General features: G+C 36.2%; 11 protein-coding genes. All 11 read right to left on the bottom strand.

Annotated features, from left to right (window positions below; genetic code table 11):
- Positions 1-16: 16 nt before the first annotated feature.
- On the bottom strand, positions 17-1,228 hold the full coding sequence (locus BANVL01_RS16600) for an MBL fold metallo-hydrolase (protein ID WP_066088077.1): 1,212 nt from the start codon (positions 1,226-1,228) through the stop codon (positions 17-19).
- A 602-nt stretch (positions 1,229-1,830) separates the two neighbouring features.
- Positions 1,831-3,585, bottom strand: coding sequence for a DUF2075 domain-containing protein (locus BANVL01_RS16595; protein ID WP_235845615.1), 1,755 nt, complete (start codon positions 3,583-3,585; stop codon positions 1,831-1,833).
- An 89-nt stretch (positions 3,586-3,674) separates the two neighbouring features.
- Complete coding sequence (locus BANVL01_RS16590; protein ID WP_066088079.1) at positions 3,675-3,989, bottom strand: nucleotide pyrophosphohydrolase; 315 nt, start codon at positions 3,987-3,989, stop codon at positions 3,675-3,677.
- Between the two features lie 597 nt (positions 3,990-4,586).
- Positions 4,587-5,429 carry a phosphoenolpyruvate hydrolase family protein gene (locus BANVL01_RS16585; RefSeq protein WP_066088088.1) on the bottom strand — a complete coding sequence of 281 codons (843 nt, stop codon included), beginning with the start codon at positions 5,427-5,429 and terminating at the stop codon, positions 4,587-4,589.
- Positions 5,416-6,657, bottom strand: a complete 1,242-nt coding sequence (locus tag BANVL01_RS16580) for a Tm-1-like ATP-binding domain-containing protein (protein ID WP_066088098.1) — start codon at positions 6,655-6,657, stop codon at positions 5,416-5,418. Before BANVL01_RS16580 ends, BANVL01_RS16585 begins: the two co-directional genes overlap by 14 nt.
- Positions 6,650-7,564, bottom strand: a complete 915-nt coding sequence (locus BANVL01_RS16575; protein ID WP_066088102.1) for a sugar phosphate isomerase/epimerase family protein — start codon at positions 7,562-7,564, stop codon at positions 6,650-6,652. Before BANVL01_RS16575 ends, BANVL01_RS16580 begins: the two co-directional genes overlap by 8 nt.
- A gap of 21 nt (positions 7,565-7,585) precedes the next feature.
- On the bottom strand, positions 7,586-8,671 hold the full coding sequence (locus BANVL01_RS16570; RefSeq protein ID WP_066088105.1) for a Gfo/Idh/MocA family protein: 1,086 nt from the start codon (positions 8,669-8,671) through the stop codon (positions 7,586-7,588).
- Positions 8,672-8,712: 41 nt separating this feature from the next.
- Complete coding sequence (locus BANVL01_RS16565; protein WP_066088108.1) at positions 8,713-9,069, bottom strand: cupin domain-containing protein; 357 nt, start codon at positions 9,067-9,069, stop codon at positions 8,713-8,715.
- A 68-nt stretch (positions 9,070-9,137) separates the two neighbouring features.
- A complete protein-coding gene (locus BANVL01_RS16560; RefSeq protein WP_169803193.1) occupies positions 9,138-9,926 on the bottom strand; it encodes a carbohydrate ABC transporter permease in 789 nt (262 codons plus the stop codon).
- A 47-nt stretch (positions 9,927-9,973) separates the two neighbouring features.
- Positions 9,974-10,924, bottom strand: a complete 951-nt coding sequence (locus BANVL01_RS16555) for a carbohydrate ABC transporter permease (protein WP_066147984.1) — start codon at positions 10,922-10,924, stop codon at positions 9,974-9,976.
- 73 nt (positions 10,925-10,997) lie between these two features.
- Positions 10,998-12,362 carry an ABC transporter substrate-binding protein gene (locus BANVL01_RS16550; protein WP_066088114.1) on the bottom strand — a complete coding sequence of 455 codons (1,365 nt, stop codon included), beginning with the start codon at positions 12,360-12,362 and terminating at the stop codon, positions 10,998-11,000.
- Positions 12,363-12,668 lie beyond the last annotated feature (306 nt).

Below are 12,668 nucleotides of genomic sequence, written 5' to 3'. Positions count from 1 at the left end.
ATAGACACCTTTCTAATTACAAATAAATTTGTAAGCTATCTTCGGACATGCTTCTATAATGTATTTTATATTGGTATTTTTGTTGCCACTCTTTGTTCTCAAAAAAATCTAATTTAGATAATTTATTAGTGAAATATAAATTTCTAGTAAAATCCCTCTTTTCTCTGACTATTATCTTGGCTATCGTCTCAATATCTGGATGCCCATGGATACTTCCATTGGTAGAAATAAAATAATGTTCAGAGTCTATAATATCTAACAACTCATTTCTAGTATTTTTTGCACTACCGTGATGTGCTACTTTAATTGCATCAAAAATTATAGGAAAGTCTGCTTCTTTATATATTTTTTTTATTTGTGCTTCTACAATAGACGGTATAGAATCACCTAATAGTAATATTTTCTTTTCCATAAACTCAATTATACAAGTTATAGAACTTGCATTTATTTCGTCGATATCTTCCTGAAATATGATGTTCGCCAGATTTTCAAGATTAGTTGTTGTAGATGTATCTCTTGAATAATTTGGAACATTATTAGGACGTCTCATTAATGAAACGCACTCCACAGCATCATCAAAGATGGTGTCATTATTTAATACAATTGTGGGGAACTTTATTTTAAGTTCCTTTTTCCATGTTATTTTTAATTTTTCCAATTCTTTTATTGTTGGTGATAGTACTGTAATTTTGACCTCATCATTTAAATAAACCGGTACTTGCTCTTTATACGAAACGGCTTGACCATCAAAACTAGAATTCCAATTATATCCATTGTATTTCAAATTAGCTGCTAGACGAGAACCTTGTTTTCCACTTGTATCGGTTACATTTCCTTCACGATTTTGTTCTACTACAATTGAATTTTGAGCAATATGCTTTCTTTCTTTCTCCGATAATATCTTATCCGTTTCTGCCATTGCTAGATGCCTATAACTATTGTGCCAAACTTCCTCAACACTAATAATCTTTGGAGCAGCTGCAAGTCCATTTTCCTCAAAAAAACGTATTCCTCCACTAATATGATCTTGATCGATATGTGTTACAATTATTAAATCAATCTTTTCATTATTAGCTGCCATATTTGTTAAATGGATTTCAACATGATTTTTATAAGTATTGCTATAACCAAAATCAACTAAAATATTTGTGATATTTTCTCCTTTACATCTAATTAAAAAACTATCACCATTTCCTGCTTCAAACATAGTGACTCGAAATTTATTCATAAAAGGTACCTCTATCATTAATTATTTTTGTATTATATAACATCATTTAATCAACTAGTTTTTTCTAGTTAAATTCTCCAAGTATGTAATATAATTTGTGAAAACGAGCAAAAAGAAAAGTAAACCTTTTATTATATTTAATTTACGCATGAGAAAGGATATAACTTTCCAACCTTTTATCACAGTAGTAAACATACCCCCCCATTCATTTCCCTTGTCATTAAAGTTTAATATGTATTTCCAACAAGTTCTAATAGTGCATTGTCCTGTCCTTACTTAGGCTTAGCAGGTTTTGCCCCATATCTTTGAACACATCTCTCCTTACAGTAATCTTTTTATTTTCCTCATCATAGCACAAGTCCTTACCAATAATTTCACCGACGCAATCCATTTCCAGAACTTAATATGAAGTATAGGGATTTTGTATTTTGGGGTAAGCTCTCCGGTGCATTAAAGCTTTACTTCACCGGGGGACTGGCCCTATTTCCGTTACCCCACAGGGAGTCAGGTACCAGAATTTGTGTTTACTTCCTGATTTTGCATTGGAATAAATTGATTAAAGAACAATAAGATTATTCTTTCTATTGGTCATAATACCCTAACTACATATGATCACGGATATATCTTTCCAGTCCTTTATCACAACAGTAAATATAGCAACCTTTCATCCCTCTAGTCATTAATGTTTTATAGGTATTCCGAACAAGTTCTACTAGTGGATCATCCTGTCCTTTTTTAGGCTTAGCTGGTTTTGCACCTTTGTCTTTGAACTCATCTCTTCTTACAATAAGCGTTTTATTTTCCTCATCATATCCCAAGTCTTTACCAATAATCACACCCACATAATCCATCTCTAGGCCTTGCACTGTGTGAATACATCCGATTTGTTCAGCACATTCAGGATGAATTGCCCAGTCAATTCTATTTGGGTCATTCCAGGGCAATGCAAAGTTATGCTCCTCGATGACTACATCATCGGCAAGCTTTCCATCTACAATATTTTTCGTCCAGTCCCACGCGTAACCGGCTAATAGTCTGCCTCCGCGTTTATCAACAATTTCCTCCTTCAATTGTTGGGGGCTACAAAGAATTTTAAAGTCAAAATCCCCTTCAAGAGCAAATGTTTCTTCATCATTATTTAATATACTTTCCAGCCATGAGATGTAATTTCCTGACCCTGAGCAGCGATATTGTGATTCTAGTTCAACGGTATGTATATCTGCCCCAAATCTAGCAGCTTCTTTTTCAACCTCTTTAACACTTCCGATATCTTTTTTAGAGATTTTCTGAAAGTCATCAACAAAAAACACGCTTATTCGTGATGATCTAATGATTTGGGTTACCTGGTTTTCCCCTTCAATCTTCTTTTTCATATGTCCTTGTTCTTTTAATCGATGTGCTTCGTCACATATAAGGACATCAAAGTAATTTTCAGGTGCATGTACATAAGAAGCAGACCCTTTAAATAAATCTCTTACCTCCACATGACCTGAAGAACCAATTAATTTTTTACGAAGGACTTCCCTAAATGCCTGATTCGGTGTTATGTACTCCACGTATGCCTTCGATTTTAGCATGTGGCTCATTAAATTTAATCCGATGACCGATTTTCCTGTACCAGGTCCACCCTTTATAATAATGACATGTTTTTGGTCAGTCTGTGCCTTGAATTGTTTATATTTACTTACTACTTTTTCATATGCTACCTTCTGTTCATCCAGTAGCACAAACTCTTCATTGCCCTCAATCAGAGATCCGACAGTTTCGACCAATTTTTTTGAGGGTCGAATTTTTCCATTTTCAATCGTATCTGCGATTTTCTTCCCATTTCCTTTTGAAACCAACTGACGGATATTCTTTGCTAAATCCCGATCATTGAATTGGAAATACACGGGAGATTCTTGTAAATAACTGCTGTAGCGCTTATCAAGTAGCGGCTCGGCATAACTAGCCATAATATAATTATGTAAATAAGCACAAGAGTGAAGCTGAATAGATGTTGAATCACTGTATAGAGACTCATTGAAATTCTGCAAATATCTTTTATAAGAAAATGCTTGATAGGCAGGGTGAACTGTTTCACGTTCTCTTCCTCCTAAAAAAGTCCGGACAATACCATCTCCTTCAGACACTTTTGCTTTTTGCCACTGTTTCAGCTCAATGATTACAGCATTTTGTTTACCCTTTTCATCCTGGCCTGCCACGAGGAAGTCAATTCTTTTTTCAGACGAGGGCAGCTTATATTCTAATAAAACATGTGTATCCTCTTTTAAATCTGCATCCCTTAAAACCTTTGCCATTTGAGGAAGCGAGTTTTCCCAAGACCTTAATTCACTGCCAGAAACTACTTTGTTCATTTTTGTTAGGACGTTCTTCTTAAGGACGTACCCTATTTTATTTTCATAAATATGATTTAAAAAATTTGATGAGGTCTCATTATATATAATCATTCTGCCTTTTCCTCACTTCTGTTCACTGGATATGCTTCAGCATTTTTAACCAGCTTCTTTGAGACTTCCTCTTCAAGATTGACCTGCATCTTATCTGCAAGTTGTACAAGATATATTAATATATCAGCCATTTCTTCCTTTATATTTTGTTTGGATTCTGCGATTGCTGTTTCACTAGTTCGCCACTGAAAATTCTCAAGTAATTCATTTGCCTCGAGGGAAATTGAAATGGCCAAATCCTTTTCATTATGATATTTTTTCCAGCCTCGTTCATCACGGAATGCTAAAACTTTTTGTTGAATCTTTTTCATACTTCTCTCACCCTTCGTAAGAAAAATAAATAATGAAATATTACCTAATTTTAACACTAGTTATTCATATTAAACATATGGAAAAGGATATTTCAAATATGTTTTTGTCATTAATGTAGGTCTTTCATGATATTCTTCAATTTCCTAATCAGCCTTTCCCCCCAATTGCCATTGACCCCTCCTTTAGAGTTGTTTTTCTATTTACAATTATGTTTTGCGAATAACACCTGAATTCTTGATTTCCAATATGTTTAAATCCTACTTGTGTTATCGAAATCATATTTAATTCGGATTGTTCATTTTTGTTTTTTACAACAAAGATAAAAGCTCATTACATCAAACAAGTCTTCCGTTAAATCGAAATTCTCAATCACTCGCTGAATCGGCATAATCCAACCAGGAATGGCGCCTACTTAATGTCCTATAACCGATTCTATTAGTTCAGAAATCAATAGGACACCGACAACTATTATAGAAGCATCAAAAAACCACTACATTAAATTTAAATGTAGTGGCCAAAAACATCTTTTTATAAATTATAAGAACTAACCCAAAATTCGATGGATTTAATATATCCAAGAAAAAACCTAATTATTTTTATGAATATATTTTATTTGCATTAATGTCCTTAAATTTCTTAACTTGCCCTGAAATAGCTAATTCCGTTGGTAATCGTTCAATGCTTGATGCTCCAAAAAATCCTGAGACCCCGTTTGTTCTATTTAAAACATACTCCGCATCTTCAGGTTCGGAAATTGGCCCTCCATGACATAATACGATAATGTCGGGATTAATGCTCTTACCCGCATCGTGTATTCGTTGGACTAAATCGACAGCCCCATCAATATCTATTGCGGTTTTCGCACCAATAGCTCCTTTAGTTGTTAAGCCAACATGAGCAACTAGTATATCAGCCCCAGCCTTTGCCATTTTTATTGCATCCCCTTCATTGAAGACATACGGGGAAGTAACTAAGCCAATATCGTGTGCTTTTTTAATCATTTCCACTTCAAGATCATAGCCCATTCCAGTTTCCTCTAAGTTTTGACGGAATTGACCATCACATAATCCGACCGTTGGAAAGTTTTGTACTCCGGAAAAACCTAATTCCTTTAGTTGTTTTAAGAAGTAATCCATGTCTCTAAATGGATCCGTTCCGCAAACACCAGCTAATACGGGAGTATCTTTAACGACAGGTAAGACCTCGTTACCCATTTCTACGACAATTTGATTTGCATCACCATACGGCATTAGCCCGGCCAATGAACCTCGTCCAGCCATTCGGTATCGACCTGAATTATATATAATAATAAGATCAATTCCACCCATTTCAGCGCTTTTAGCTGATAACCCGGTGCCAGCACCTCCGCCAATAATCACCTTTTTGTTCTCAATTTGTTTATTTAATCGTGATAATACTTCCTCTCTAGAAAGTCGCATTCTCTACACCACCTATTTTAGTACTTAGTAATTCTAATAATTGATAAGCTATTAGACTTGCAACACTAGGATTATTAATATCTTCTTCAACTTCTAATAATGTAATATGAGGTTTCAAATTCTCTTTAATACCATTATATAAGGCTTGCCGTTCTTCAATCCCTTCAAATGGCTGACCAGATTTATCTAATAATGACACCCCGCCTTTCGGGAAAACAAGGACAGTTGGTGAAGCACTTTTATTTAACTTTCGTGCTAACGTTCCACCTAATATAAAGTTCTCCTCTACCGTTGTCCTCATCAAGGTGGTTGTAGGATTATGTTGATAAAATTTCCGGTCTTTAAATTTTTCCGGTACTGTTTCAGGAGGGCCGAAATTCACCATATCCAACGCACCAACAGAAACAACTTGAGGAATTCCCTTCGCCCCTGCAACTTCTAAACGATTTTTTCCAGATGAAAAAATACCACCGACAAGTCCATCTGCCAGCTCAGTTGTGGTAATATCAACAACCCCTTGAATAAAGCCATCATTAATTAAATTTTCCATCGCATCCCCGCCTGCGCCTGTGGCATGGAAGACTAGAACATCAAATCCGTTCTTTTCCAATATTTCTCTAGTTCGATTTACACATGGTGTCGTTACTCCAAACATCGTTGCCCCAATCATCGGCTTTCCATCATCAACTATTGCGACGGAATTCCCTTTCACCATCCCACTAAGGGCGTTTGCTGCATTCCGAAGAATTCGAGCAGATAAACTGTTAATCCCCGCAATATCAACAATTGAATACATCATCATAATATCTTTTTCGCCAACATAGGGACGAGTATTGCCTGAAGCAACAGTGGAAACAATCAGTTTGGGAATACCAACCGGAACGCTTCTCATGGCTGCCGCTCCAACCGTTGTACCAGCAGTTCCTCCCATTCCAAACACACCTGCTACTTGAACATCATCTACCAATTTCTTTACTATTGAGGCTACACCATTTGTCATAACTGCAACAGCATAACCACGGTCATTTTTTTGCCTTAATTCATCGACCGTTGATCCGCCTGCTTTTGCAACTTCTTCATTAAAAATGTCACCAAAGGAGGATGATTCATAAACACCAGTATTGATTAAAAGTGTTTCAACTCCTGATTCTTCGATTATCTCTTTCACATACAAGAACTCTTTTTCCTTGGTGTCCAGCGAACCAACTAAGACAATTTTTTTACTCATGAGCTCCCTCCTTTTTCACAATACTTTCGAAAAACTCCTTTGTTTGACGAACAACTTCCACTTCACCAAGTTTATCTTGTTGGTAAAAGGACGGATAATGAGTATCAATCGTTAAAATTGCTTGTGGGTCGTGATCAGCAAGCGCCTTCATTAATGGTTCGTGATCAAAGTCATCTTTTCCGGCAATAGCAAAGTTCCCAAACATTCCATATGGATTAACCTTTGTGATGGAGTTCGATAAACGGGAAGCTCCTTTAAGATGCGTTTGGTATACAGAGCCTTTAATGTTTTCATACTTTTCCAAAGTGGGATATTCTCCCGCTCGCCAACCATTAACTATATCCCAATTGATTTTTAAATTAGGATGATTCGTATATTTTACGAGAATCCCCAATTCTTCACAATTGCTCGTTAAAGTAGGTGGTTCGTTTTCAACCAATAAAATTTTCCCTCTTTCTCGCGCATGTTCTGCATGCCTTAACATAATTTCAGCATTATTTTTATATTGTTTTTCCTTTTCATCATCTGGTAATAAATTGAAATCCTCTTGTCGATATAATGAATAGATTCTAATATAGGGAGTGGAGAATATATCCGCTAAATCAAATAAACGATCCAAGACGGTACTCATGTTTCTATGATGGCTCTCATCGTCATTTCTATAGGATGGTTCTCCGGAGAATGTACATGAATTTACTGCCCAAGAACTTAAACTGCTCACTTTCAGGTTGTTCTCTTGGACTAGTAAACTTAAGTATCTAGCTTGCTCTGATGTAATATTATCAATTGTAGACCCGTTTAATTTCCCTCTTAAATCAATGCTTTCAAATCCAAGTGCTTTAGTATGATGAAGCGCCTCTTCGAATGATTCACAACCTAACATATCTGTGAAAATGCTCATTTTCATTTATTCATTCCTCCCCAAGGATTATTCAATTGTGATCCATTTACCAGAACGATTATTTTTGTAAGCCTCAAAGATTTTTGTTAAATGTAAGGAATCTTTTAAAGTAGCACGTTCAATTTTTCTGCCATTTAAGACAGCATTAGAGAAGTGATTTACACTCTGAACCATACCTTGAAGAAAAAGATTTTTATTATAAATTTGCCCTAATGAGAATTCTGGCTCCCAATGCACAGGCCCATCAGTAGGGTCATCACCAATATACGATGGGGCCTTCCCATATTCCCCGCTCCCCTTTGATCCCTTATAATAAGACAATCTCATGCCGTTATCAATCAACACATTCTGTTTATTGCCAATAATCTCGTATCTTTCAAATGGACTTGTATCCGCTTGGGTAGAAGGTAATTCCAGATTCCCGACTGCACCTGATTTAAATGAGAGAAGAGTTTGCACATTACCACTTGGTTGGTGTTCAATAAAGCACATCTCCTTTACCTCACCCATAAGGTAATGAATACCAGACATAGGATGACAAATATCTAAAAACCAGTGTAAATTAGTTCTTTTTCCCAATTCTTCCTGGAATGGTGACAATGTAAGTGGGTACCTTCCTGAAACGGATACAGGTTTCCCAAAAGGGTCACTTTCAAGAATCAATTTAGCCTTTTCAAACGATGGGTAAAAATAGCGCTTATTGGAAACAAGTACGAATTGCCCCGTCTTTTCTTCCAATTCTACTAAGTCTTCCGCTTCCTTTGCTGTGTAGGCTACTGGCTTTTCAATCCAGGCAGGTATCCCAGCCTTTAGGATATCTGGAACGATCTTCGGGTATAATGGATGGCCGTTTCTATCAAAATTTAAAACCACAAATACAGCATCCAAATCCTCCCTTTTTAGCATCTCCTTATAATCTGTATATGCTTTTTCTGCACCAAATCTTTTTTTATAAATATCAGCACGTTCCTGGTTTAAGTCACAAACAGCGACTAAATCTACTGGAGCATAATCAAAAGTAGGATAAACGTTCCTAAATGCGTGTGCGCCACAGCCAATAAACCCTACTCTTATTTTCCTTGAATATTCATAATTGAATTTTACAGGTTCCATAGTTTCTCCCCTTTTCATTGTTATATTTTTAAAAAAATCGATTATTCCCCAATTGTCTTCCTGTCTGGCGCTGAATAGGCAATGATCATTCTACAAGGTTCCCAGCTAGTAACCGTTGCATTATGTGGAACATTACGCGGAATTCGCAACATCATTCCCGGCTTAAGTTGGTACGTTTCATCACCAAGTGTGTGATCACACTCACCCGATAAGACAAAGATCAATTCTTCGCAATTTGGATGAACATGTCGAGAATTGGATTCACCTGCTTTAATATAAACCATGCCGAATGTCATTTCGCACTCGGGATCGATTTCTTCCCCACAGAGCCACTGAATTGCCCCCCAATCCATTGGTAATACATGCTTTCCCGTATTTAAATCTGTAATTGTTGCCATTCAAATCTCTCCAATCGTTTGTTATTTTAAGAAAAGCCTTTTTGCTTTTATTCCAAGTAAGAATGAACTTACTTATTAGCCCCTCCTGTCATCCCTTCTACGAATGACCTTTGAAAAATGATATAAATGATAATACTCGGAATCATACTGATAACGGTACCGCCAAAAATTAAACCAAAATTTGTCGTCTGTTCCCCCTGAAAGGAATATAAACCTAGTGAAATAGTAAACTTTTCTTGGTTGATTAATAAAACTAATGGAAGTAAAAAGTCATTCCAGATGTTCATAAATGTGAAGATCAGTAGGGCTACTACACCTGGTTTCGCCAGTGGAAGAATTACAGACCAAAACGTTCTCCATTCCCCAGCACCATCGATAGCAGCTGATTCCCGCAGCTCTTTTGGAATATCTTTAAATGTATTTCTCATAAGGAATATTGAAAATGGCAGCGCCAAACCCGATGAAACTAAAGTTACACCAGTGAGTGTATTAACTAAGCCCATTGTTTTTAATTGAAAGAAGATTGGGATGATAATCGCCTGGACTGGTAATGACATCCCTAACAATATCAAGTAAAATAAGAGATTGCTTCCTTTAAATGACAATTGCGCAAACGCATATCCTGCAGGACAGGCCACAAGGGCAACAATGATCATTCCACCAACCGTGATAAAAGCACTATTTAAGAAGTACTGCTTAAAGTTTCCTAGATTCCATGCGTTTATATAGTTATCAAAATTCCATGACTTTGGTAGCGAAAAAGGCGAGTTAAAAATCTCCATATTTGTTTTAAAACTTGCTAACATCGCATAAAAGATCGGTGCTGTTATAAGGAGGAGAAGGAGTAGTAAGACCACCCAGAGTGTAAATTGTGATGATTTCCACCTCTTTACGAGAGATTCCACTAATTTTCACTCCTTTCACGGTAATAATTAAAGCCAATCGTAAAAACGATGACGATTATTCCAAGGACGACGCTTCCAGCCGTTGCATAGCTTACCTTATTCATACTAAAGGCGGCCTTGTAGACATATGTGGAAACAAGCTCACTCATATAGAATGGCCCACCTTGTGTCATGATCCAAATCAATGCAAATCCCTTCAGAGCATTAATAATAACCATACTAATAACCACATTTAATGTATTTCGTAAACTAGGGATGGTTATACTCCAGAATTTCCTGATGGGACCTGCTCCATCCAAATCGGCTGCCTCATATAGCTCAGAATTAACATTTTGCAGACCCGCTAAGAATAAAATCATATAGAGACCATAAAAGGCCCATGTACTCGCGATTACTAATGCTGGGATAACAAAGTAAGGTTCTCCCAACCAATTTTTTGCTAGATTTTCTAATCCGATTGATTTTAAAAATACATTGATTGGTCCCATCATCGGGTCATAAATTTTAGACCACAACACACCAACAACGGCTAATGAAAGAACACTTGGGAGGTAGAAACCTGCTCGAAAAAAAGTTTTGCCTTTTTTCACACGACTAATTAATACTGCTAATATTAGAGTCGGTATGACCATTAAAATTAAACTTAAAACCACCCATAACAAATTGTGTCCAAGCGCTTTTAAAAAAATCTTATCATCCGTCAACTTGACATAATTATCAATCCCTACAAAATTCATTGAAGTGGCTGCACCGTCCCAATCAAAAAAGCTAAAACGAACCGCATCTATCATAGGATAGAGCATAAAGATTGAATACAAAATTAGCGCTGGTAACAAAAAGGAAATAATTGTAATCATTTTTTTAAACTTTATTTTGTTTCTTCCCTTTATTATTGAAAGGCTTTTCTTTTGTTCAATCTCTAAAGAGGATGTAGAATCGTATACGTTCAATGCAATACCCCTCCTTTACAATGAGAGGCTTAAATCATTTTCATACTTCAAATAATTTAAGCCTCATCTTTTCTTATTTCTTGTTTAATTTAAATCCTGCAGCACGGTCTTTCTCAGCGGCGGCTTCAATATTATTCATCGCATCCATAGGTGTTGCTAAACCACCCACTAAACCTTGTAAGTTTTGATAGTAGGCTTCCTTCGCTTCTACCCCAATAAAAACACTAGGATTGTAACCAGATCCATTCTCAATATTTTTCATAGACGATTTTAATACTTCACCTACTGGCACCATACCAACCGATGCTTTTGAGGCAGGCACAAAATTGTAATCTGGTAAATTTAAAACAATATCGCTATAATCTTTTGAAATGATAAAGTTAAACCATTTCGCAGCTAAATCCACATCTTTTGCTTTGGTTGGAATTACCCATGTCAAACCAATACCTCCAACTGGTTTGGCTGTCTTACCTTCAATAAAGGAAGGCATCATAAAAGAATTTACGCTAGTTTGTAATTTCTGATCTACAATGTCGGTAATTAAATAGGTTCCCTCCGCCTCCATTGCAGCTTTTTTACTTAAAAACCTAAACTTCGAATCGGCTTGCGTTTGGGTTACAGACTCTTTGGTAATATATCCCTTTTTTACCCAATCCGCCATCATTTCAGCTACTTTTACCACCTCAGGATCATTCCATTTACCGTTTCCATAGATAAGTTCCTCAACCTTTTCAGTACCTGCAATAGACTCTAACATGACACCAAATAACCATCCGATAGCATATCCATTTCGAGCACCTACGGTAATTGGTGAGACACCAGCATCCTTTAACTTCTGAAGCGCTTTCAAAAATTCATCTTTTGTAGTTGGAACCTCAATTCCATTTTGTTCATAAATATCTTTATTATAGAAAAGTCCAATCGCATCAAGCATATGTGGTAATTCATAGATGTTTTCCTCGCCGGAGATTAGGTCATAGGCAAATGGACGCAATTGATCTTTCCAATTATTTTCCTCGTACAATTTATTTAATGGTTGTATTAATTTAACATCAGATAATACAGAAACTCTTCCGGGACCCGCATTCATTAGAATTGCATCAGGGGGCTCGACGCCTGATTGTAAAAGAGTTGGTAACTTTCCTGATTCTACTTGGACATCACCATTTGCTGCATTTACATTGACACCAGGATTTAGTTCTTTAAATTTTTCGACAACCTTTGCCCATTGTTGTTTTTCTACATCGTTAAAATAATTCGGAATGTAAAGATCAAGTGTTTTATCTTTCTCACTTTTTGCACTCTCACTTTTGCTTCCATCCTTTTTACTTGCTTCCTTTTCGTTGGAACTAGCTGTTGGGGACTGACAACCGACAATCATTGCTAACACCATTACTAATGTTAGTGCTAATGCAAAATAACGACGATAATTTCTCACCTCATGACCCTCCTTGTTCATTTTCCTCAAAAAAACTTTAAGTAGGAAACCACTAGTTCTAATAAAAAGTAATTTACTTTTTATCCTCCCTTCGATATTCTTAAAATAATAATTCATTGCTTACTGATAATTATAAATATTATAAATTATATAACAACGGGATAAATGGTAGGAAAAAGGTGACAATTCGTGGATTACAAGAAAAGCTTGTATCAAAATTTTTAAAAAAAGGGGGAAAAGCAAATTAATGAGATTCGCAAACTCAATCTTCTTTAAACTCCTGCTTTCATTTGTACTCATTTCAGT

Source organism: Neobacillus novalis NBRC 102450 (assembly GCF_001591805.1).
Taxonomy (GTDB): domain Bacteria; phylum Bacillota; class Bacilli; order Bacillales; family Cytobacillaceae; genus Neobacillus; species Neobacillus novalis.
The sequence above is the reverse complement of the archived record's forward strand: the minus strand, read 5'-3'. Positions and strand labels throughout refer to the sequence as shown.